We start from the raw sequence: 23676 nt of genomic DNA, 5'->3' as shown, positions 1-23676 counted from the left end.
CTAAAGGCGTCTTTTTCTTTCTATCAGAACTTAAACACATCGAGTTAAACTCAACCGCCCCCTAACGCTTTGCCAAATCACGCGCCAAAATCAACGCTAAACCGAATACTTGTAAAAATAACCCGATGTTCTTGTACCAAGCTATTTTGTCTTTCAGGCTATTCATCTCATCCATCAGCGTCAAATTCCGTAAGTAGTGGTCATCAATCTGATCGCGTGAATTCTGCTGAGCTTGGTTTATCAACGTCATTAATGAAGGTAGATTCGCTTTAATAAATGATGGAACTTCATCTGCCACCCAATAACTAAGTTGAGTTTTAAGTACCGACTGTAACTCATCAGAGGCATCATTATTTTCAGAAAGTTGGATGTGCAGAAGCAATGATTCTCTTTTTCGTTCGAGCGCCTCCACCGTTTTCCAAGCAAGCTGAATAGAGTACACATTTTGAGTCTCTTCTTGCGACAACGTTTCAATTCTAGCACCCAACCTATCAAGCACGACACTAGACATCAAAATCGCCATAACATTAAGAATCAAACCAATTAGTACTAGTACCCAAGGCGCAGGAAAACGTAGAGTCATTGCATTACCAAAGCTTTTCAAATGGTAGATAAGCAAAGTTTAATACGATTAACACCACCATGACTGAAAATGTCAGTAGCATACCGAGTTTTCTACCAGGGAACGTATTGGTTAAAATAGCTCTCGCATGCATCAATCGACCACAAACAAAGACAACGCCAATGATATGCAGCCAGACTGCCACCCCTAAATTATATTCAAGAAACGCCATTAAAATGAGAGTGATTGGGATGTATTCGACCGCATTACTTTGCGCACTTCGCGCTATCTGTAATGATTTAATGTCGCCATCATCGTAGGCCACTTTATGGGTTCGGCGCTGTTTAATCACTTCAATTGATAACCATATCATCAAGCAAGCACATACAGACGCGTAAAGCGCAGTAATCATAAGAGTTTCTCCCTTTACTCTTGAGGTTTAACTAAACAGATAACAATGGCGTCTCATTACCTATCCATAAACAAATACTAATGAACTTAAAGCTGAGCTAAGCGCACTAGGTCCGATTGAGAATAACCTTCCGCTTTCTGACCTTCAGAGATGAAGTCAAGAACTTGAACGTCCGCCATATCACCAAATTCGCCTTTCAAATATTCCCTAAATGCTTTCTCATTCGGCCATTTTCCTCGAACAACATAGCCCTCTTCCCTATCGAAATCTTCCGTTTCAAAAAAAGAGAAATCCGTCATGCCTATGTTATGGCAATACAACACGAGATACATACTTGGCCTTAAATGTGAGTTCAATTAGGTAGGTACTTTAAAGGGAGAGTAACCGCATATGCAAGCGGCAAAAATAATTAAGGCCAATCGAAGAACGTATCAATTGAAACGTTTTTCGGCATTGGCCTTCACGGTATTTCTTTTCGCTAGCTTCTTTCGATAAGCTCTGCTACTGAAGCAATGTTTATCGCGTCATGACGCCAATATTCAATATCACAATCAATAAGTTCGCCTTTGGAACTGTAATTGATCCGTTCGACGATCATAGCAGGCGTTCCTGAAGTCGCCCGAAGCGCTTGGGCAACGTCTCCGATTAACGAACTACTGCAAATACGGTAACGGATCTTTTGATATATAACGCCGTAATGTTCACGGTAAATCTCAGTCAAAGATTTTGAAAGATCATGATCGAGTAAATCAGGAAACTGCTCTGGGCGAACATAATTAGTCACATACACGACAGGGCGATCTTCCAAATATCGAACACGATCAACTCGAAATACATTGGCAAAAGGTTCTAGACCGAGCAAGCTAGACGCCTGTTTGTTTGCCAGCATCCCTTTTGCAGCTAGTAGTTCTGTTTTAGGAACACGGTTTTGCGCCAGAGCCATGTTAGTAAAGTTCAATGTTTGGGTCGGATCGTATCTAAGTGGCGTTGGTGAAATAAACCAACCACGTCTATCTTCACGGTAAATAGTACCTTCCGCTTCCAATAGCGATAACGCTTCACGCAACGTTACACGTGTTGTATCAAATGACTCCGCCAATTTACGTTCAGCGGGTAACTTTTGTCTTGGGGCCAACATGCCCGATGCAATCTGTTCAACAATTGAGTCTTTAATTTTAACGTACTGCACTATATGCCCTTGTCTCGTTAACTTGAACTACCATTAGCGCTTGCGCCAAGCTTGAGTTTTGTTTTCCAGCAATTTACTGATCACAACATGCACTAACTTCGCTGTTGCTGCGGAGATCATAATCATAACAGCCATCGCTGCCGCCGCACCAGTTTGGCCTGCATCATCCATATTTAAAACTGATACCGACGCAGGTATTGTGTCAGTTGAATACAAAAATACCACCGCTGATGTTGTAGTTAACGCATTTACAAAAAGGTAAATGGCTATATCTAACACCGCAGGTAAGCAAACTGGGAGCGTCACTTTAAAAAACAACTTATATTGAGGAAGTTTGACCGCTGCTGCTGTTGCTTCTAGTTCTGCCGGGAGCTGCTTTAATGCTGTAATTGCCGTCATATGGCCAACGGTATAGTAGTGAACCACTGTATTGATGACCAAAAATGCCATGGTCCCATAAAGGAAGCCAAGTGGGTTATTGGCGTCATTAAAATAGAATATATATCCCAAACCGAGCACTAGACCAGGAACGGCCATTGGCACTACCGACATCATTTGCATGAATTGTCTCACTGGCGCAAATGAGCGTCCTTTTTCAATACAGTATGCGCCGACGAAAATGATGACCGTCCCGAACAGAGCCGTCCAACTCGCTAGCGTTAATGAGTTAAAGTACGGTGCCCAACCATAAGCACTCACTTCAGAAAAATTATAGTTGCTTAGAGTTAACGTTTTATTCCAAGGCCAAAAGGTTACCAATGAGCCATAAACCGCCATGCCCAAAATAGCCAATACAATCACAGAAACAGCTAAACAGTAGATAAAACAGATTCCATCTCGTACTTTGTTCGGCTCTGGTTGGTAGGCAACAGAGCGGGTATCAAACAAGCTTTTTTGCTTTTTCTGAACCCAACGGTCTACAGTAAACGCAAGTAGGGCTGGTAACAGCAGTACAATACTAATCACTGCGCCCATTGAGAAGTTTTGTTGCCCTACTACCTGCTTGAATATATCCGTTGCTAAAACGTTATAGCTACCACCAATGACCTTCGCGACACCAAAATCGCAAACAACCAGCGTAAACACGACGATCAATGTACTAATTAAACCGTATTTAGCCGCCGGTAATGTCACAACAAAAAACGTTTTGAATGGTGACGTTTTTAGTGCTCGTGCTGCCTCGTACAATCTAGCATCGGATGTTCTTAGGGAAGTCGTCAATATCATCAATGCATGTGGGAAGGTCCAAAAAATCAGACCAATCGATATGCCAATAACACCGTAGACTGAATGACCACCTAGGAGCTCTTTTGCCACGCCCTGATTACCAAATAGAAAGATAAGGCTAATAGCTGGTAGTAACGAAGGAACCAAAATAGGTGCAGTCCCTAGTACTTGAAAAAGGCCTTTGAACCTCATACAAGAACGAGTTAACGCGTAGGCATAACCAAAAGAAAGTACACCAACAACGGTAGTGACAATCAAACCAACTTTGAATGTATTGGCAAGCGATTGCCAAAGTGCTTGAGATGCAAAGTATGTAGAGAAATTAGCCAATCCAACAAACTGGCCCTCCGCATTCTGTACACTCTTAGCAAGCATCGCCCAAAGCGGCATTAAGATGAATAAAATCATCAATACCGACAAGCTAGCCAACAATGTAAAAAGGACGACATTATCTCGGCTAAGACGATTTAATAGATGCATCGGCGAACGCATGGTCGAAGAGAGTGACGTCATTGTTTTTGTTTCCATTTGAGCAGTCTCCAGTTAAGCGGCAATCACAACATCATTATTAGCACTCAGTGCTGGATACGCGCGAAGACCATGATGTGATAACTGGATATACCGAATTTCACCAATCGTTAGGTCTTGTGTCTGAGCTTGCTCAGCTGAGATATCAACAATAATGGTGCGCTGAGAAACATCGCCCAATAAATGACATTCAACACGGCTGAAGGCACCGAGAAATTCCTGAGATAATATTCTTACTGGCAAGCCAATTAATGGGTTATCAATAAACTGGATCGATTCAGGACGAACCGCAAGATCGAGCCTTTCACCTGTCTCTAGATTTCGGTTATCAATGGCAGGTGTCGGTAGCAAAGATTCAGAGATACGAACCTGAGAATTGGTTGCTACTGACATTTCAATAAAGTTCATGCTTCCAACAAATTCGGCGACAAATCGATTGGCTGGTTGCTGATAAATTTCTTTTGGTGTGCCTACTTGCTCAATAACACCATGATTCATGACAACTATCCGATCAGCCATTGACAGTGCTTCGTCTTGATCGTGCGTCACCATAATCGTCGTAATGCCTAACTTCCTTTGTAGCTTACAGATCTCTTCACGTAGGTGAGTACGTACTTTCGCATCTAAGGCAGATAGTGGCTCATCAAGTAACAACATACCCGGTGATAATGCTAATGCTCTCGCAAGTGCAACACGCTGTTGTTGTCCGCCAGAAAGTTGATTGGGGTACTTCTCTCCGGAAGTCGGCAGACCAATCATATCTAACCAATATTCAACTTTCTTTAGTGCTTCTGGATTAGAGATACCTTGGTTTTTCAAACCAATTGCAATGTTCTCTTGAACCGTTAAATTGGGGAATAAAGCATAAGACTGAAACACGATACCGAAATCACGCTTTTCCGGTGGTAGAAAAGTCGTCTCAACGCCATTTTGAAAGATCCCACCCGATGTCGGCAAGTCTAGCCCAGCAATGGCACGTAACAATGTGGTTTTTCCGCAGCCTGATGGCCCCAAAAAGCAAACAAACTCTCCTTGCTCAATAGCTAACGAGATTTGTTTTAGTGCTGCGAAATTGCCAAATTTCTTCACTACATTTTCGATGTTTAGATATGGTTGGTTCATTGTTGGTCATCACACGACAAAAGGTATATACCAACTCTAAATCCAACGTGTGTCACTTCCATGACACTTTTGTAGTAACGAGATGACAGATTTACTATATCGAGCTAAATTGACATTGTTACTCTCGGCAACCGATATCCCTATAAGTCGTTCTCACTAATAAGAATCATTCCCAATTAAATCCCGTCATTCTCCATGCGCATTGATTTTCAATGAGTTATTAGATTTGTTTATCGATAGTTTTATAAGTATATTAAATTTGGATATGGATCATCGGACCTGATAGCGCTCAATGAAACTCGACCTTTCAGGTGGTTTATTTCAAGGTTACTCCGTCACTTGCTTCACTTTTGATGACGCTATTCTGCTAATCGCTCATGAATTGACCCTTAGTAGAGTCAACCTTCAATGTTAGGATGTTGATACATTGGATAATCAGTCGTGCTCTAGGGAAAGATCAATAAATTATTGTATTCCTTTACTAAAAACAGTTTATTCATCCATCTTGCTGGTAAGTTTTTCACTTGCCAGCAAACTTTCATTGCTCACTCGAACCGCTTTTTTTACCGCGTTTTTCTGCTCGTTGACATACACCCCTGACGCTTTCGCCGATCACCCTCCCAAACTAGACACCGTAAACCTCCAATTGAGGTGGCACCATCAATTCCAATTTGCAGGCTATTATGCCGCAGTTGAAAAAGGGTTTTATGCAGAGGAAGGTCTTAATGTTCAACTCCGTAGTGGTGACCCTAGCCACCAACCTGTTTCCGAAGTGCTATCAGGCAGAGCACAGTATGCCGAAGGAAACAGTGAAGTTCTGTATCAGCGTTTGCAAGGGCAGCCTCTCGTCGCGTTAGCAGCCATATTTCAGCACTCTCCATCGATACTTATCACCCTAGGAGACTCAGAAATAAGCTCCGTACATGACCTCATTGGTAAAAAAGTCATGCTAGCCAATAAAAACGAAGATGCAGATTTTCTTACCATGTTACTGAATGAAAATGTTGCTCTTTCTCAAGTTGAAATCATTCCAAGCAGCTACCAACTCGATGACCTCATCTCAGGAAAAGCAGACGCCTTTAATGCCTATTCCACCAATGAGCCCTACTTCTTGGATAAAAAAGGTATTCCTTACAACATCATTGATCCGATCAATTACCGAGTCGATTTTTACAGTGATATTCTTTTTACCACAGAATATGAATTACATAAAAATCCAGAACGGATAGAAGCAATGCTACGAGCGACGCTCAAAGGCTGGCGTTATGCGATGAATAATAGTGAAGAGATCATTGATCTCCTTATTAATAAATATGATGTAAAGAAATCTAGAGAGCATTTACGTTTCGAAGCGAATGCAATGCGAAAGTTGATCATTCCTGACCTCATTCAAATGGGTAATATGAACCCCGACCGCTGGCAACATATGGTCAACACATTTATTAAATCGGGACTCATCGAAAATGACAAACACTTCGACGGTTTTATTTATGACCCTGAGCCCTACCATATCCCAAAATGGTTATTTCTGGTTCTGTCCGCCGCGTTCCTATTGGTGATTGTGACTAGTAGCATCATATTTTACTTACACCGTTTTAACATTCGTTTAGCTGAAACTAAAGATACGTTGATTCATAGTGAAGAACGCTTCAAAGCCCTCTGTGCAGCCACTTATGGGGGCATCATAATTCATCACAAGGGTCGTATTTTAGAGTGCAACAATGGCCTTTCTGACATTACAGGTTTTAGCTACTCTGAGCTTGTTGGAATGAATGGGTTTGATCTCATTTCGCCCGAATTTTTAGACAAAGTTATGGCCAACGTTGAATCGAATTATAGCGAAACTTACGAGGTAATCGGAATACGAAAAGATGGCTCTAAATACCCAATATCAATCACGGGAAAAGAGATCACATATCGAGGTGTGGACGCAAGAGTCGTCGAGCTAATCGACATTACAGAACGTAAGAAAACAGAGGATCAGCTCAAACAAGCCGCTAGCGTATTTACCCACGCTAGAGAAGGTATCATGATCACCGATGCATCCGGATCCATCATCAATGTGAACGACACCTTTACCGACATCACCGGCTACAGCCGTTCAGATGTTCTTGGACAAAACCCACGCATATTGAAATCAGATCGCCACGATGAAAGCTTTTATCAAGCGATGTGGACTTCACTAAAAAAACATCAGCATTGGTCGGGAGAGATCTGGAATAAACGTAAGAACGGAGAACTTTTTCCAGAATTAATGACCATTAGCGCTGTGAGCGATGATAATGAAACCATTCAAAGTTACGTCGCTCTGTTCTCTGATATTACCGCGATTAAGCAACAGCAACAGCAACTCGAACACATTGCTCACTACGACGTATTGACTCATTTACCCAATCGAATGTTACTTGCAGAGCGGCTAAAAAAAGCGATGCATCGTGCCGAGGTGAATGAGACTTCACTTGCCGTAGCCTACCTTGATCTTGATGGCTTTAAAGCGATCAACGATAACTATGGGCATGATGTTGGCGACGAGTTACTGGTCATCGTATCCAAGCGCATGAATGAAACGCTTCGTAGTGGAGATACGCTTGCCCGTATTGGCGGTGATGAGTTTGTTGTTGTGTTAGTCGGTATAGACGATATTGATGAGTTTAAGTTGATTGTCCACCGTATGCTTGATGCAGCAAAAAGCCCAATCGCTATCGGAAAACAAACCATGCAAGTCTCTGCCAGTATTGGCGTTACGTTTTACCCACAAGATCAATCCAATGCAGATCAATTAATGCGTCACGCTGATCAAGCAATGTACATCGCTAAGCAATCGGGGAAAAATCGTTATCATTTATTCGATGTCCATGAAAGTGATTCAATCAAAACCCAGCACCAAACTATTGAACGTATTTCACTCGCCCTTAAACAGAATGAGTTCATTTTGCACTATCAACCCAAAGTAAACATGGAAACTGGCGCAGTTGTCGGTGTAGAAGCGTTAATTCGATGGCAACATCCAGAAGATGGCTTGCTATACCCTGATAGTTTCCTGCCAATCATAGACAGCCACCCTGTCAGTCTCAAAATGGCCGATTTAGTCATCGACATGGCACTCACTCAAATGGAGCAGTGGTTGTTATCTGATATTAACCTTCCTGTTAGTATCAACATTGATGCTTTCCAATTGCAACAACCGAACTTTGTAGAGAAACTAACCCTATCCCTTCAAAAACACCCTAACGTCAGCCCAAGCTCTCTGCAGTTAGAGATTCTGGAAACCAGTGCGTTAAGCGATATTACAGAAGTACTCTCAATCATGAAATCATGCATGGATATTGGAATTAGCTTTGCATTGGATGACTTCGGAACCGGATTTTCATCATTAACCTATCTGAAACGACTACCTGCTGAAGTATTAAAAATAGATCAAAGCTTTGTAAGAGACATGCTAGACGATGCTGACGACAGAGCGATTGTGATGGGGGTGATAAGCCTTGCCTCAGCGTTTAATCGCCAAGTGACAGCGGAAGGTGTAGAGACGATTGAACATGGTACCCAGTTACTATCTATGGGTTGTGTTTTAGCCCAAGGGCATGGAATTTCACCACCTATGCCAGCAGAAGAGATACAAAACTGGTTAACGCATTGGACACCCAATGAAGCCTGGATTAACGAGTAGTTTGGTTACAACTCTACTTCCCGATCGATAACACTGTTACACTATTGTAAATTTTAACCCTATCAAGAAGAGAAATTATGAAGTTTATTCGTTGGTTTTTAGGGAAAGTCATTTTGACATTGAATTTCGTTTTTACCCCTAAAGGCGTTAAACGCGATACTGCACTGCAACAAGAAGTGGATAAAAAAGCCAGCTCATTAGCTTTATACCAGTTTGAAGCGTGTCCATTCTGCGTAAAAGTTCGTCGCTCAATGAAACGTCAATCGGTTAAGTTTGACCTGCTCGACGCTAAGAATGACCCAAAACACAGAGAAGATCTTCTTACTAACGGTGGGGCGATTAAAGTGCCTTGCCTGCGCATTGAGAAAGAAGGTAAGACGACGTGGATGTACGAATCCTCTGACATTGTGACTTACTTAGAAAGTGAGTTTGCGTAAGAGCTCTCCCTACGTTTCATTGCTCTGTTAAAGATGAAACAAAGCCGTAGACCATACATTATGGACTACGGCTTTTTTGGATCGTAAATCTAACTAAAACTAGATTTTGTACATTGAAATTGTTGTGCCAACACTACCATCGCTATTTAACGTACGTCGATTAAGGATACCCTGATCCCAATCAGCACCAGAAGGAGCGTATTCCCAACGGTTGAATTTCACTTTGCTATTTCCATATTCATCTTGGCAACCCCCAAAATCAACTTCACCATCATTTTCATCGATATCACACCAACGGATCGTGCTATTGAGTTGGGTCAGTGTTGCTTTGCTAAGATTGTCATCACCATTGGTAGCAAACCACCAGAAATCCTTTTCAGCCAACTCTGCGTAAGTTACCGTTTCTTCAAAATCAACGAGGTTACAACCATTTTCGAAGTCTTTACCAGAGATTGTTACACCCGATGAATTATATACATTAGTAGACCCCGCAACCTTATCACAGCCTGGACGAGTCATAACAACGTTCCAGGTACCTGTAAAGTCAACGTAGCGCTCAGAGGTTGGTGAATCGACAAGGTAAGCAAAACCTAATGATTGAGACATACGACCTTCATAAATACCAGAGGTATGAGTACGATTTTTCACTTCAGTGAATACACCAGAAACGGAATCATAGCTAGTATTCAGTACGTCTCTTCTCCAATCAGGTGAATCTTGGTCTTCGCTTTCATCATCATTGAACTCTGTGACATAAAATCCTGTCAACGCGTTTTCAGAACAGTTCTTGTCTGCCATACAAGCGTATAATGGACCAAACTGTTTCACGTCATCCCAAGGAGCGTACTCATCCTCGACAGACTCTGTTTCCGGAGAAAGTAGCGCGTAATCGAATGTAGCAGTTAATCTAAATTTATCTGAGATATAACCTAAATCACTGCCATTGCACTGAGCAATCCCATTGTGTGAATCCCCTGGATTAATAAAATCGGCATCCAATCCATTTTCATCCAAACAAGTTAGATACAAAGCAGCATAAGCTTCCGAGACAGTAGAATCATTAGACCCCTCTAGAATAACTAAATCAGTTTGATCTAATCGGAACGTCTGGTTTGACATACCTCGCGTAGCATCAAATATATCAGGGTCGAGTAGCTTATCCGCATGTACATAAAGACGCTCATCTGCATTAATATTATTTTTAGCCGATAGACTTGACTCAATGGTACGTAGGAATTTACCCGATCCACGTTGCCAGTCGGCTAAAACTTCATTGCTGCCACGCTCTAGATCTTTCAAAGAATTATTTAGGTGAGCTAACGCATCTTCTTCACTGATCCATTCATCACCACCAAGTTCTGCCTTTAGGTCATCCGCTGAATCCATATCATGCAAAGAGACATTATTCAGTGCAGCAATCATCGCAGCGTCTGGGGCAATTACACTATCAGGCAGCGTAATCGAATCTGCCGTGGTATTACCCATGGTTTGCAGAATACGAGCAAGGTTAATCGCTTTTTGATAGTTACCTGTTGCTTCAAATGGAGAAACAACCGTTCGAGCACCTGTTTTGCCAATACGCAGGCCATTTTCACCACCTAAAAAGAACGTAATGGAATCGCCAGTTTCGAATTCATAAATCCCTTCTGCATCCGTAAATCCTTTTTTACCACTTGGCTGTGATACGTAGTAGAGCCCTTCAACTGCGGCATCGATGAATGTCCCTTGGGTCGCTATTACATCCTCGCCACCTGAACCACCATCTGACGAGCTGCTTCCACCACAACCAACAAGTGCTAATACGGTGATAATAGACATCGATATTGCTGTTTTTCTGAATTGCATGATCATCCCTAATTATAATTATTTTGCTCTTGCTTCAATAAAGCACTGAAACAATTGAGAAAGACTATTAGGTTTTGAGATATCGGTTCAATATAAGAAATGTGAACATTGTTGAAAGTACGAGTTAGACCACCAAATTAACATTTCATTCAGATAGATATATCAATTAACGCATTTCGGATTGTTATCAATGATATAGATTCATTTTAGATATGTATAACTGACGTAGTAAAACTAAAAAACCGCTAATCATCTAAACCATGATCAGCGGTTTTTATTAACAATTTAGAGCACGAAATGGATACGCTACTTACGATTTCTATCGCGTTTAAACCTTATCTGTTTTCCCTGCTGGGCCAGCTAATTTAGCTAACCATTTGTCCCACACCATCGGAGTTTGTTCATTGTCTTCGGCTTCTTCTTTGCGCCTTACAGCATCACGGACCATCATTGCGCCAATCCAACGAATCGGCTCAGGTGGGAAGTAACCTAATGGCCCACGAGTTAGCCCGCTGTTGGTCCATTCATTATCTTGCTCCAATACCATGGAAGACAGAATCTTTCCGCCAATTCGAGTTTGTGCAACGCCATTACCTGAATAGCCAAAACCATAGACAATATTGCTTTGGTCAGCCAAATAATCGAAAAATGGCAGTCCGGTAACTGAACGATCAGAACCTCCTGTCCAATTATCGGCAATTTTTGGTTGTTCAAGATTTGGAAACAGTCGCGAGAATGAGCGATTTAACAGGTCAACATATCGACTTGGCTTATTGAACATGGAGTCGACATGGTTACCAAACGAGAATTGATTTCCCCCTTTACCTAGCATTAGCCGACCATCTTTTGTGTCTCGGTAGTAATGTACAAAAATACGTGAATCGACAACCGTCGCCCCTTTCTCAGGGCCATGTTTAGCAAGCTTGTTCCCTAATGGCTCTGTAATCACCATATCGGATGAAACAACAACGATGCTATTTTTAAACTGCTGAAAATGCGCGACCATCCAAGCATTTAAAGCCAGTACGACCTTGCCTGCTTTTACTTTCCCTTTCGATGTATGAACAACCGGAATATCACCATAATCAAGCTTATTCATCGCAGAGTTTTCGTAGATTTTCACCCCCATATCGAGCGCTTTTTTACGTAAACCTCTAACCAATAATGCGGGTTGTACACTCGCAGCGGCTGGTGAGTAATACCCTTCAATATGGCGATGTGAACCGGCTAATTCCGCAATATTACTGTCATCACATTTGGACCAACTATTAATGCCTTCTTTTTCAAGCTCATTAACAACTGGCGCTATGCCACCTTTTTGTGCTGTATTTGTCGCAGTGTAATAAGTACCATGTCGATACAACTCCGCATCAATCTTATTTTTCTGACAAAAATCTTCTATCTCATAAATCACATTCTCAGATTCTTTCACTAACCATTGAGCTTGCTCTTCACCAAACAGTCGTTTCATGGTCGGATACTTGGTTGCCCATGTCAGCATACACCCGCCATTCGCACCAGATGCACCACTTCCACAAAGATCTTTTTCAAGAATAACGATATCAAGTTCAGGCTGCTGCTCTTTTAGCATAATCGCAGTCCACAAGCCTGTATAACCGCCGCCAACAATGGCAACATCAGTAGCAATGGTTTGTTCAAGAGTTTGAATCGGATCTGACGGCTCGCGCTCGAGTGCTTGCTTTAGCCAGTAAGATTGATGAGATGACATAGAGAGTTCCTTTATTACACTTCTACTTAGCCGCCCTGCTGCAAAGAACGAACAGATCTTTGGTATGACTGAAGACGGCAAAGTTAAATTAACGAGAGTTAGTTACCGCTATAATTGCTTGTTCAATTGTATCGGCTATGAATTGGGCATCTTTCTGGGTGATGACTAAAGAAGGGCGAAGCGTAATGATGCTGCTTTCTATAAGCTTAAACGCTAATCCATTCTCAAAACACTGATACATAATGGTCTCGGCTTCATGCAACCCACGTTCGCCACTATCAAGGCTATCTAGAATCTCAATTCCAAGATGTAAACCAATACCATCAACGGCACCAACAATGGCGTATTTTTGTTGCATCTCGATGAATCGGTTTTTAAGGTAATCACCCAAACACATTGAATTTTCGACTAAATTTCTATCTTGTATTTGCTCAATCATTGCGACACCCGCCGCGCCACACAGGCCATTTTTTTCATGGGTATAGTGCCCAACAGACTGTGTTTCCAACACATTGTATTTTTCAGCAACCACCACACCAGCAAAAGGCACTAAACCTCCGCCAAGTGACTTACCCAATACAAGAATGTCTGGTGTGACATAATGCTCACACGCGAACATTTTTCCTGTTCGACCAAATCCTTCTATGATCTCGTCAAAGATCAGCAGTGCCCCAAACTCTTCACAGAGCAATTTCACGCGCTGCCAGAAATCTTGGCTTGGCATTACTGGAGTTGCACTAATTGGCTCACCAACAACGCAGGCTATATCCCCCTCCTTTTCAAACAAGGTTCGCATCTGGCGTAATATTTCATCATCCACTTTTTGCTGACAATTAAAGCCCCATGGATTATTTTGATAATTTGGGAAATCCACATGCAAAGCACCTGGAACCATTGGGCCTAGCCGTTTTTTAAATAGACGCTCACCACCTAAGCTCGCAGACTGGAAACCGTTACCATGGTAGGAATCCCAAAAGGAAATCGTCTTCCATTTGTTGGTGTATGATTTCGCAATTGAAACAGCAAGCTCAATGGCTTCAGACCCACCGGGGCAAAACGAAACACGATCTAAACCGTCAGGCGTGATATCAACCAATTTTTTCGCTAGAGCAACGATATTTGTGTTGGTATAACGGCGAGACGTAAACGTATTTTTCTCTTTTAGTGCCTTGATCATGCTTTCAATAACATGGTCATTATTAAAACCTGCGGCATGGACGCCATTGCCGTGGCAGTCCAAATATTGCTTCCCTGAAAAGTCATAAATATAAGCACCTTCCGAATGCGATAGTGCATGCAAAACAGGCGTACTCAAACTTTGGTGCAAAAACAATTGTTGATCTTGTGTGATTAATTCACGTGAAATTTCATCCAGATGTTCTTCTTGATAATCAAGACGCTGCTGAGATATGTTCACATCACCTTGTTCACGGCTAATTTCTTCAATATTTACGACTTGTTCAGACATGTGTTTTTCTTAATTGGCTATTGGTTTCAGGTATTGGCTTTTAGGTATTAGTTTTTGGCTATTACTCGATGAAAAAGCGTTATTACGGATCATTGAGTCACAGACAAAAAATCCACCTCTGACCGAGGTGGACTGATTAGCGTCTTCTTTTAATTAAGATTTAGGCTCTGATTTTGCGTCGAACTTTTCAGACCATTTCGCTAGGATTTTTGCGCGGTCGCTACCCATTTTGGCAAAATCCATATCCGCCATCACTTCTTGAACATTAGGGTAATGTGATACAACTGCTTCAACGTCTTTATGCGCGACAACTGGGTAAGACTCGACATAAAGTTCATTAGCTGACTTTGATACAGACCAGTCAACAACACGCTTCGCTGCATCATTATCGGCAACAAGACCAACAGCTTCAGATTCCCAGCCAATTCCATTTGGTGTAATAACAGCTAGAGGCGCGCCCTGCTCTTTTAACTTAGCACCACGAACGGCCATAGAAATACCGATAGCGACTTCACCCATGCCCGCTTGAACACAAGGCTTAGAACCAGAGTGAGTATAATGAGCGATGTTGTTATCAAGCTTTTTCATGTAATTCCAAGCTTCGTCTTCACCCATGTTGTTTAGCCAAGCAGATACCTGCATGTAGCCTGTGCCTGATGAGGCAGGGTTCGGCATCGCGATATGACCTTTGTATACAGGGTCTGCTAAGTCTTCCCAAGATGTCGGCGTTGGCAAATCTAGCTGTTTCGCAACAATCTCGTTAAAGCAAACGGCATTAAAGAACGCATCATTCCCAAACCAAGCTTGATTGTCTTGTGGATCGTTCAAGTTAGGTCGCAAGTCTTCAAGACCCTTTGGTTGATACGGCTGTAGAACACCTTCTTCTTTTAGTAGTGCCATAGAAGAACCAGCTAGCCCCCACACCACTTCAGCGCGTGGGTTGTTTTTCTCTGCGAGTAGTTTCGCCGTCATGATGCCTGTCGAGTCACGAATCCATTTGATCTTAATATCTGGATTTTCACTCTCAAAAGCCGTCTTGTATTTCGCTAATAAATCAGTTTCGAACGCGGTGTATACCGTTACTTCTTCAGCAGCTAACGCGTTTGTTGCTAGAACAGACAGTACCGCAGTTAGCGATCCTTTAATAAAACGGTTTTTCATTATTTTCTCCAATATACAATTATTTGGTATTGACCAGTTGATGGTGATTACCCTAGTGGATCTACATGACGGAACTGTGAACAAAAAATGGCAGTTTAACGACATAATTCAAACTGTGACGTCGATAGTCGGTGCAAAGATACTTATATGAAGATTTGATGAATTTAGCCTTCTCGCTATTTACCTCTCTTTTTATTGCCTGCTAGAGTGAATTCAAATTCTGGAGTAGTCCAAAGAGAAATGTAATGAATAACGAATACCTACTGTTAACACCCGGGCCTTTATCAACATCTAAAACCGTTAGAGAAGCGATGCTTAAAGACTGGTGTACTTGGGATGACGATTACAACAAAGAAATTGTAGAAGTCATTCGTCACAAGCTCGTCAATTTAGCAACAAAGCACTCAGGCTATACCAGCGTATTAATGCAAGGAAGTGGCACAGCCTCAGTAGAAGCGACCATTGGCAGTGTCATGGGTGACAAAGACAAATTATTAGTTGTTGATAACGGTGCGTATGGAGCGAGAATTGCTCAAATTGCTGACTACCTCAACATCGATTGTCGTGTCATTAGCCCAGGTGAAGTGAATCAACCAAACTTGGATTCGATTGAGCAATGCCTTATCGACGATGACACGATTACTCATATCGCGATTGTTCATTGTGAAACCACAACGGGCATGCTTAACCCGATTAAACAGGTTGCTAAACTTGGTAAAAAACACAACAAAGTCATCATATTAGATGCAATGTCGAGTTTTGGTGGGATTCCTCTGGATATCCATGAAATTGGCATCGATTTTATGATCAGTTCGGCGAATAAGTGCATACAAGGTGTGCCGGGATTTGGCTTTGTAATCGCAAAACAATCATTGCTAGAGCAGTGTAAAGGAAACGCACGTTCATTAAGTCTCGACTTATATGATCAATGGCAATGCATGGAAAATAATCACGGTAAATGGCGCTTTACGTCACCAACCCATACTGTGCGAGCTTTTTACCAAGCACTTAATGAACTCGAACTTGAGGGCGGTATATCTGCTCGTCATAAGCGTTATCAAACCAATCAAACAACACTCGTTGAAGGTATGGCGTCACTAGGATTTAAGCCGTTATTAGACAAAGCGCTGCATTCACCAATCATTACTGCCTTCTACTCTCCAACTCACGAAAAATACAATTTCCACCGCTTCTATCAAGAATTGAAAGAGCAGGGCTTTGTTATCTATCCGGGTAAGGTGTCTGACGCTGACTGTTTCCGTATCGGTAATATTGGCGAGGTTTATCCGCAAGATATCGAGCGTTTGATTGTAGCAATTGAAAAAGCGATGTATTGGAAACCGCAAATGCAGGAAGCAGCAATATGAGCCTAGTTAATGGTCAAAATGATGCGCCAATTAACGTAACCCATTTGCGCAGTGAAGGCGATGTGAATACCACAGAGGCCCGTATTAAGTGGAATCAGTCCATTGATGATGAAAAAACCCAATCTCTGTTGAAACGCGATTCAGAGGTGTTTTTGCATCAGGCTATGTCCTCTCCTTGCTTAGATACATTGGATCATGCTCAAGGGATCTATATTCAAGATCACACGGGTAAAAAGTACATGGACTTTCATGGTAACAATGTCCACCAACTTGGTTACGGTCATCCGCATGTACTAAAGCGAGTGAGTGACCAAATGGCGAAACTGCCGTTTTCACCTCGTCGCTTTACTAACGAAATTGCAGTGGAATGCGCAGAAAAGCTAACTCAAATCTGTGGCGGTGATCTAAATCGCGTGTTGTTCGCTCCAGGCGGAACGTCTGCGGTTGGAATGGCGCTTAAGCTTGCTCGCCATGTCACGGGGAACTTTAAAGTCGTGTCATTGTGGGACTCTTTCCACGGTGCATCGTTGGATGCCATTTCCGTCGGTGGTGAAGCGTGTTTTCGTCAAGGAATGGGGCCGTTAATGGCGGGTGTTGAGCGTATTCCACCGGCTGTTTCTTACCGAGGTGCGCTCCCTTCAGCTGACGGCAGTGATGTGCATTACGCCGATTATCTTGAATACGTGATTGAAAAAGAGGGTGGCATAGGCGCATTCATAGCAGAAGCGGTTCGCAATACCGATGTTCAAGTGCCTAGCAAGGCTTATTGGAAGCGTGTCCGAGACATTTGTGACAAACACAATGTCATGTTGATCATCGATGATATTCCGAATGGCATGGGTCGCAGCGGCGAGTGGTTCACTTATCAAGCCTACGATATCGAACCCGACATGCTGTGTATTGGTAAAGGCTTCGGCGGAGGTTTAGTCCCCATTGCCGCCATGGTCACTAAAGAGAAGTACAACACGGCCGAACAAATTTCCATGGGCCATTATACCCATGAAAAGAGCCCTATTGGTTGCGCAGCCGCACTCGCGACGATGGAAGCCATTGAGAATGAAGGCTTACTCGAAAAAACAAAGCTTGATAGCGAATTCATGCAACACAAACTGAATGAGCTGAAAGAACAATACCCAATCATTGGCGATGTTCGAGGTATTGGCTTGCTTTGGGGCGTTGAATTGGTCACAGACCCAATCGCAAAAACACGCGCGTTCGATGAAGCAGAAGCAGTTTTGTATCAATGCCTTAATGACGGATTAAGCTTTAAAGTCTCGCAAGGTAATGTCATTCAGCTTAGTCCGCCTTTGATCATAGAGCGTGAGCAATTAATCGAAGCGCTCGCCATTTTTGAAGAAGCTATTCGCATGGTCAGTATTCGTTTCAACTACCCAACTTATTAACTCTCATTTTAACTGGTGAAATGGGTAGCCCTCACTTCACTGACAACACTATTTTATAGGTATAGCTATGACTAACACATCACCAATACAAGCAGTTATTTTTGACTGGGCAGGAACCATTGTCGATTTTGGCTCATTTGCACCAACAACGATTTTTGTCGAAGCTTTTCGTCAAGGTTTTGATTTCGATATTTCACTAGAAGAAGCACGTGTTCCGATGGGCTTAGGAAAATGGGAACATATTCAACAGCTGGGGCTTCTAGAAAGCGTCAATGAACGCTGGACTGCTCAGTTTGGTCAACCGATGAATGACAGCGATGTCGATAAAATTTACGCCGCCTTCATGCCCCTGCAAAAAGCCAAAGTAGCAGACCATGCGATGCCTATCCTGAATGCCGTTAAAGTAGTTGAAGGTTTGAAAGAGCAAGGGATCAAAATTGGCTCATGCTCTGGTTACCCGCGTGAAGTCATGGATATTCTAATCCCTGCGGCGGCCGAATATGGCTATAAGCCAGATGCCGTTGTGGCAACGGGCGATCTTCCTCAAGGCGGGCGTCCTGCTCCTTATATGGCGCTGCAAAACCTAATAGAGTTAGAAGCAACGGATGTTAAAGCGTGTGTGAAGGTAGATGACTCATCACCGGGCATTTTCGAAGGGCACAATGCAGGCATGTGGACAGTAGGTCTACTGCTTTCCGGTAACGAGGCGGGGTTAACACTAGAAGAGTTTCAGAATGCAGACGAAACAACCCTAGAACAAGCTCGTCAAAAGGCTGCTGACAAATATAACAAATCGGCACCGCACTACCTGATTGATACGATTAACGATTTACCCAATGTCATTTCAGATATTGAACGTCGTATTGGCCAAGGTGAGCGTCCATAAGCACAATTTGTTCGATAGAGATTTATACTATATTTATACGAAAGTGATTTATGCGATGGCATTACCCGCTCAACTTACGGCCAATGACATTTCAATCTCGCATTAATCAACCGCTCTCATAAGTCGAACGCTTAAATCCATATTAGGGTGCACACTCTTTGGTGCGCCCTAATTATTCCTCAATTTATAAATCCCATACTGACCTAAATTAATAGACACCGTTTGGCTTTTGATGTTGAGGAAATGTACGAGTCATATTGAGTACCGCCTGCGTCACTTCGGCCAAAATACCCTGCTCCAATGCCCAACGATGCCAATAGAGGTCACGTGCAAACCCATGCCCAGGTAATAAATCAACCAAACTGCCTATTTCTAATCGGTCTTCAATCATTAAGTCGGGCACCATGCCATAACCGATATCTAGCTCTGTCATTGTAATAAACGCTTCTGGTGATCGCAGAGTATGGTATCGCCATTGACCCTCTTTCAAACCAAAGTGATCTTCTAAAAACGCGTGATGCATTTCATCAAATTGATCAAATATGACCGCGGGTGCTGCTAGGAGTGCTTCTCGGGTTACACCATCAGAGAAATAACGAGATACAAAGTTGGGGCTTGCCACGCAACGATAATTAAGCTGACCAAGATAATCGCTACTGCACCCAGTAAGCGGTGTGGCATTTGCGCTTATCGCAGCCAACACCTCACCACTTCTTAACTTGTCCAAGGTATTCTTCTCGTCACCCAAGATAATATTTAACGCCACTTCATGGTTGCTTAACACCGATTTCAAGGCAGGTAGAAGCCACAACGCCAGACTGTCGTGATTGCTCGCCAATGCGAGTTCTGTCACTTCCAACTGCTTATCCGGCCACCACTCTTGCTCTAACAGTTTCACCTGTTTATACAACCCAAGTAACTTCTGTCCTGTGGCAGTTGGTTTCGGCGGGACCGATCGCACCAGTAGCGGCTGAGCCATTGACTGTTCTAGCTGCTTGATTCGTTGGGATATTGCAGATTGAGTGATGAATAGCTTTTGGGCGGCTAAATCAAAACTGCCTAATGAAATCACTGCATCGAGTGCTGCCACGGCTTTGTAATCCATCATGACATTAGATTTCCTTATCAGTCATTAATTTAATTAGAGTTACTTATTCAAGGTTATCTCATAAGCTGTAAAAACTGAAGAGAGTGACGACTTAATCACGGAATAGAGTCAAACAAATGGAGAATAGAGAATGAGCGCTTGGGTATGGCTACAGGGATTTGGTATTGGTGCTGCGATGATCATTCCAATTGGGGCACAAAACGCCTTTGTATTAAATCAAGGCATTAAAAAACAGCATCATTTGATCGTAGCGATGATCTGCGCTACTTGTGATGCATTCTTGGTCTTTGGCGGGATTTTTGGTGGCAGTAAGCTTCTCGCCGCCTCCCCTTTAGCACTCTCTATTATCACCTACGCAGGAGTTCTATTCCTGACGTTTTATGGTCTAACGTCATTGTATCGGGCATGGCAATCGCAAACCGATACCATGAAAACCAATCAGGCGTTTATGTCACGAAAGGTCGTCATTAGTGCCACGCTTGCCGTTACACTGCTTAATCCACATGTCTATCTCGATACCTTTGTTGTGCTTGGTTCTATCGGCGCAAGCTATGCACAGCCTGATCGCCTTCCTTTCGCACTAGGCATTGTTGCTGCTTCGTTCTTTTGGTTCTTTAGCCTTTCAACCATTGCCGCAAAAATGGCACCCATTTTAAACCAGCCTAAGGTGCAGCAGGTCATTGACGCGTTAATTGGAATCATCATGCTATTCATTGCATGGCAACTGTTGCAATCTTTATCCTGATCACAGTTATGCTCGCCCTGCGTTAGACGAGGGCGAGCTGCTTGTTTCTTGTGCTACTATCTTTTTCTACAACCTATGTAGTAGAGACACGTATGTAACAGACAAACGTGTGCAGCAGGGAAGCCTGTACAGTGAGGAATAAAGAATGTTCGCAGTCATTTTTAAGGCTAAACCCTTAACACAAGATCAGCACTATCTCGATACCGTAGCAACGATGCGAGAGCTCGCATTCAGCAAATACAACTGTGTTGATTTCATCGCCGCCTCTGAAGAAGGCCAGGAAATTGCCATCTCTTATTGGAATTCACAACAAGATATTCAAAACTGGCATCAAGACAGTAAACACCAAATAGCCCAGAAACTAGGGCAAGAGAAATGGTACCAGTCCTATACAGTTGAAGTCGTTGAAATCATCCGTAAGTACCATTCCCCTTCTGCTGACAAAGCGTAAGAATAATTAACTCATATCCATTTTATCGAACAGGGAGACGTTCATGGGTAAGCAATTTACAGCCTTATCAAACAAGCATATCGAGTTCATCGCAGAGCAAAAAATTTACTTCGTGGCGACTGCCGCACCAACGGGCAGAGTAAACCTTTCTCCAAAAGGTGGCGACTCTCTTCGTGTCATCGATTCAAACACCATCGCATGGTTGAACCTAACCGGTAGCGGTAACGAATCTGCAGCGCACGTATTACAAGACACCAGAATGACCATAATGTTTTGCGCCTTTGAAGGGTCACCGATTATCCTACGTACATACGGCCAAGCACGAATAATCCATCAGACCGATGCTGAATGGGATAAATATTGTGATTTATTCCCGAAAAGTCACGCCACAAGACAGATCTTTATTCTTGATATCGATATGGTGCAATCCTCATGTGGTATGTCAGTCCCCTATTTCGATTTCCAACAGGATCGTGACGATCTTAATCGTTGGTTCGATAAACGCGATAAAAATGATATCGAGGCGTATTGGCGTAAGAAAAATCAGAAAAGTATCGATGGATTTGATACTGAAATATTGGAAAGATCAGGTGTACCCATCGAGGATTAGCGGCGCACTAACGCCAGTTCTACTTTTCGGCATACCGCTGAAATTGCATCCATAAACAGGAACTTCATGACCAAACTTTATTGTCTTTGTGGTTTTATCGGTTCAGGTAAAACCACCTATGCGAAACAACTTTCCGAGCAGCACTCAGCCTTTCGATTCAGTATTGACGAGTGGATGATCCCGCTTTACGGCGAGCATATGGAACGTGATGTCTTCAATGCAAGGCTAAATACACTTGAATCTCTTTTTAAAGAGTCAGCATTGCAAATGATCTCATTAGGTATGCCCGTCATTTTTGATCTTGGCTTATGGAAGAAACAAGATAGAACCGATATGGCTATGTGGGCAGAAAGTCATAACCTCGATTTTGAACTTATCTATCTTGATGTCGATTTTGACGTCTGTCAGCAACGCGCATTTGCTCGTAATGACACCCGAGGCGACCAAGCCTACGAGATGACACCTGAAATGCTAACCCTTTTTTGGAGCTGGTTTGAAGTACCCTCATCAGATGAAGCAATAACGATCATTACGCCAAACAGTTAATCATCTTAGCTATTGTCGGAGCACAATAAAGATTGATCACTTTTTGACTGTATCTAGTCTGGTGGGCAAGTCAGCTAAAACACTTTTGCCCCAAAGTGAGTTTAAATTGCCTAACTGCCCACTTCACCACCTTTCATTTGACCTACTTTCTCTCATGTATGACAGTGCAAGAGGTTAGCTCGCTGGTTGGGATTAACGCCGTATAGTAAAGACAGAAAAGGAATCAACTGACTCCTTTTTTTGTGGAATTGTATTTCCTCTTTTTTAGTTCCAAGACTATTTCTCGAAGCTCCCCTTAAGGGTTCAGAATAATCTTTAGGTTAGTTGCAGTTTTAATCGCAACATACACTACGACTAAGCAAGTCGCTGATAAGAAAAAATGCCCTACTGTAAATAGGCCTAGCCTATATGTAACTGTTGTAAATGCCGCAAGCGGAAAGGTGAAAGCCCACGTTGATACTCCAAACTTCATCCCCTCAAATTTTTTCATGTTTATTGCAAGAGCAACAATAACCAAGAGAGACCATACGTACATACCAGCCGCTATGCCATCGTTTAATCCAACTATCTTAAGATAGCCAAGTAAAAACATGGATGGCGTAGCAAGGCCAATAAAGAACGTTGGATACAAAGGAACAGGGGGAGTTTTCCCTTGCAGGGTTTTAACCAGTATTGCTATGTAAAAAACAACACCAATCAACATTCCGGTGAAATACATCAGGTGGCTAATTCCAATATATTCGATCGGTGAAAAAATGGAGCAAACAACGTTGGCTAAAGGTGGAATTAAAAATGTAGGGTTAAGCTCAATGAAGAATTTATCTTTACTGATCCCCCACCAAGTTAATATCGTAATCAAAAGGGGAAGCTGTATTGCCGTTCCAGCCAACCATAAGGCCGTCGAATATTCTTCATACTCACTCAAAAGGCCCGACAACAAAAAAATAGTTATCGTGATACATGCTAAGAAGTTTCGTTTCGTCGCTACACGTATTTCATCTTTCAAACCTTTTGCATTGAAGGCAATTCGAGCAACTATACTTAGCACCATCACAGCAAGAATAAACGCAGCCAGCGATGCAATAGGAATGATCAAGGGTTCAAATATAGCCACTTGTGAGGCTTGAATACCGTTGGCTAATCCGGCAACACCCATTGATGCTGATATCAATGTTACAGGCAGTCTTAATAAGGTGTTACCGGTCATCAT

The 23676-nt window shown here is 42.6% G+C and carries 21 protein-coding genes; 9 read left to right on the top strand and 12 right to left on the bottom strand.

The genetic code is table 11. The features are described from left to right. Nucleotides 1-61 precede the first annotated feature (61 nt). From L4D20_RS01050 to L4D20_RS01025, 6 genes are all read right to left on the bottom strand, one after another. Nucleotides 62-583, bottom strand: a complete 522-nt coding sequence (locus L4D20_RS01050; RefSeq protein WP_428799710.1) for a DNA mismatch repair protein — start codon at nucleotides 581-583, stop codon at nucleotides 62-64. A gap of 4 nt (nucleotides 584-587) precedes the next feature. Next, nucleotides 588-974: an MAPEG family protein gene (locus L4D20_RS01045; RefSeq protein WP_428799709.1), complete on the bottom strand. Its 387-nt coding sequence runs from the start codon at nucleotides 972-974 to the stop codon at nucleotides 588-590. An 86-nt stretch (nucleotides 975-1060) separates the two neighbouring features. Then, nucleotides 1061-1306, bottom strand: a complete 246-nt coding sequence (locus tag L4D20_RS01040) for a hypothetical protein (RefSeq protein WP_428799708.1) — start codon at nucleotides 1304-1306, stop codon at nucleotides 1061-1063. A gap of 146 nt (nucleotides 1307-1452) precedes the next feature. Further along, nucleotides 1453-2163, bottom strand: a complete 711-nt coding sequence (gene phnR / locus L4D20_RS01035; RefSeq protein ID WP_428799707.1) for a phosphonate utilization transcriptional regulator PhnR — start codon at nucleotides 2161-2163, stop codon at nucleotides 1453-1455. Nucleotides 2164-2196: 33 nt separating this feature from the next. Then, nucleotides 2197-3918 carry a putative 2-aminoethylphosphonate ABC transporter permease subunit gene (locus tag L4D20_RS01030; protein ID WP_428799706.1) on the bottom strand — a complete coding sequence of 574 codons (1722 nt, stop codon included), beginning with the start codon at nucleotides 3916-3918 and terminating at the stop codon, nucleotides 2197-2199. Nucleotides 3919-3933: 15 nt separating this feature from the next. Further along, complete coding sequence (locus L4D20_RS01025; RefSeq protein ID WP_428799705.1) at nucleotides 3934-5040, bottom strand: putative 2-aminoethylphosphonate ABC transporter ATP-binding protein; 1107 nt, start codon at nucleotides 5038-5040, stop codon at nucleotides 3934-3936. Between the two features lie 541 nt (nucleotides 5041-5581). Between L4D20_RS01025 and L4D20_RS01020 the strand changes: the two genes are divergently transcribed. Both L4D20_RS01020 and L4D20_RS01015 read left to right on the top strand, forming a co-directional pair. Further along, the gene (locus L4D20_RS01020) at nucleotides 5582-8710 is read left to right on the top strand and encodes an EAL domain-containing protein (protein ID WP_428799704.1); all 3129 of its coding nucleotides are present in this window, start codon (nucleotides 5582-5584) and stop codon (nucleotides 8708-8710) included. A 77-nt stretch (nucleotides 8711-8787) separates the two neighbouring features. Continuing rightward, nucleotides 8788-9147 (top strand): glutaredoxin family protein, encoded by a 360-nt coding sequence (locus tag L4D20_RS01015; RefSeq protein WP_428799703.1) that lies wholly within the window; start codon nucleotides 8788-8790, stop codon nucleotides 9145-9147. A 99-nt stretch (nucleotides 9148-9246) separates the two neighbouring features. Here the strand turns inward: L4D20_RS01015 and L4D20_RS01010 are convergent, their stop codons facing one another. The 4 genes from L4D20_RS01010 to L4D20_RS00995 all read right to left on the bottom strand — a co-directional run bounded on the left by L4D20_RS01010 (nucleotide 9247) and on the right by L4D20_RS00995 (nucleotide 15350). Continuing rightward, nucleotides 9247-10992 carry a hypothetical protein gene (locus tag L4D20_RS01010; RefSeq protein WP_428799702.1) on the bottom strand — a complete coding sequence of 582 codons (1746 nt, stop codon included), beginning with the start codon at nucleotides 10990-10992 and terminating at the stop codon, nucleotides 9247-9249. Between the two features lie 328 nt (nucleotides 10993-11320). Continuing rightward, a complete protein-coding gene (locus L4D20_RS01005) occupies nucleotides 11321-12721 on the bottom strand; it encodes an FAD-dependent oxidoreductase (RefSeq protein WP_428799701.1) in 1401 nt (466 codons plus the stop codon). 88 nt (nucleotides 12722-12809) lie between these two features. Continuing rightward, complete coding sequence (gene pbfA / locus L4D20_RS01000) at nucleotides 12810-14189, bottom strand: (R)-1-hydroxy-2-aminoethylphosphonate ammonia-lyase (RefSeq protein ID WP_428799700.1); 1380 nt, start codon at nucleotides 14187-14189, stop codon at nucleotides 12810-12812. A 153-nt stretch (nucleotides 14190-14342) separates the two neighbouring features. Beyond that, nucleotides 14343-15350 (bottom strand): putative 2-aminoethylphosphonate ABC transporter substrate-binding protein, encoded by a 1008-nt coding sequence (locus L4D20_RS00995; RefSeq protein WP_428799699.1) that lies wholly within the window; start codon nucleotides 15348-15350, stop codon nucleotides 14343-14345. A 245-nt stretch (nucleotides 15351-15595) separates the two neighbouring features. Between L4D20_RS00995 and phnW the strand changes: the two genes are divergently transcribed. The 3 genes from phnW to phnX all read left to right on the top strand — a co-directional run bounded on the left by phnW (nucleotide 15596) and on the right by phnX (nucleotide 19006). Then, nucleotides 15596-16717: a 2-aminoethylphosphonate--pyruvate transaminase gene (gene phnW / locus L4D20_RS00990; protein WP_428799698.1), complete on the top strand. Its 1122-nt coding sequence runs from the start codon at nucleotides 15596-15598 to the stop codon at nucleotides 16715-16717. Continuing rightward, nucleotides 16714-18120: an aspartate aminotransferase family protein gene (locus L4D20_RS00985; protein WP_428799697.1), complete on the top strand. Its 1407-nt coding sequence runs from the start codon at nucleotides 16714-16716 to the stop codon at nucleotides 18118-18120. The genes phnW and L4D20_RS00985 overlap by 4 nt, the downstream gene beginning before the upstream one ends. Before the next feature lie 67 nt (nucleotides 18121-18187). Beyond that, nucleotides 18188-19006 carry a phosphonoacetaldehyde hydrolase gene (phnX, locus tag L4D20_RS00980; protein ID WP_428799696.1) on the top strand — a complete coding sequence of 273 codons (819 nt, stop codon included), beginning with the start codon at nucleotides 18188-18190 and terminating at the stop codon, nucleotides 19004-19006. Nucleotides 19007-19214: 208 nt separating this feature from the next. On the opposite strand, the gene L4D20_RS00975 is transcribed toward phnX, so the two are convergent. Next, nucleotides 19215-20114, bottom strand: a complete 900-nt coding sequence (locus L4D20_RS00975) for a LysR family transcriptional regulator ArgP (protein WP_428799695.1) — start codon at nucleotides 20112-20114, stop codon at nucleotides 19215-19217. 163 nt (nucleotides 20115-20277) lie between these two features. Between L4D20_RS00975 and L4D20_RS00970 the strand changes: the two genes are divergently transcribed. The 4 genes from L4D20_RS00970 (at nucleotide 20278) to L4D20_RS00955 (ending at nucleotide 22466) form a co-directional block, all read left to right on the top strand. Further along, the gene (locus L4D20_RS00970; RefSeq protein WP_428800726.1) at nucleotides 20278-20859 is read left to right on the top strand and encodes a LysE/ArgO family amino acid transporter; all 582 of its coding nucleotides are present in this window, start codon (nucleotides 20278-20280) and stop codon (nucleotides 20857-20859) included. Nucleotides 20860-21004: 145 nt separating this feature from the next. Further along, the gene (locus L4D20_RS00965; protein WP_428799694.1) at nucleotides 21005-21310 is read left to right on the top strand and encodes an antibiotic biosynthesis monooxygenase family protein; all 306 of its coding nucleotides are present in this window, start codon (nucleotides 21005-21007) and stop codon (nucleotides 21308-21310) included. 43 nt (nucleotides 21311-21353) lie between these two features. Further along, nucleotides 21354-21920: a pyridoxamine 5'-phosphate oxidase family protein gene (locus L4D20_RS00960; RefSeq protein WP_428799693.1), complete on the top strand. Its 567-nt coding sequence runs from the start codon at nucleotides 21354-21356 to the stop codon at nucleotides 21918-21920. A gap of 66 nt (nucleotides 21921-21986) precedes the next feature. Beyond that, nucleotides 21987-22466, top strand: coding sequence for a P-loop nucleotide/nucleoside kinase family protein (locus L4D20_RS00955; protein WP_428799692.1), 480 nt, complete (start codon nucleotides 21987-21989; stop codon nucleotides 22464-22466). Between the two features lie 295 nt (nucleotides 22467-22761). On the opposite strand, the gene L4D20_RS00950 is transcribed toward L4D20_RS00955, so the two are convergent. Continuing rightward, the gene (locus L4D20_RS00950) at nucleotides 22762-23676 is read right to left on the bottom strand and encodes an SLAC1 family transporter (protein WP_428799691.1); all 915 of its coding nucleotides are present in this window, start codon (nucleotides 23674-23676) and stop codon (nucleotides 22762-22764) included.

It is taken from the genome of Vibrio kyushuensis (assembly GCF_050337325.1).
Taxonomy (GTDB): domain Bacteria; phylum Pseudomonadota; class Gammaproteobacteria; order Enterobacterales; family Vibrionaceae; genus Vibrio; species Vibrio kyushuensis.
Note: the sequence above shows the minus strand (reverse complement) of the source record. Positions and strands in the feature narration are given on the sequence as shown.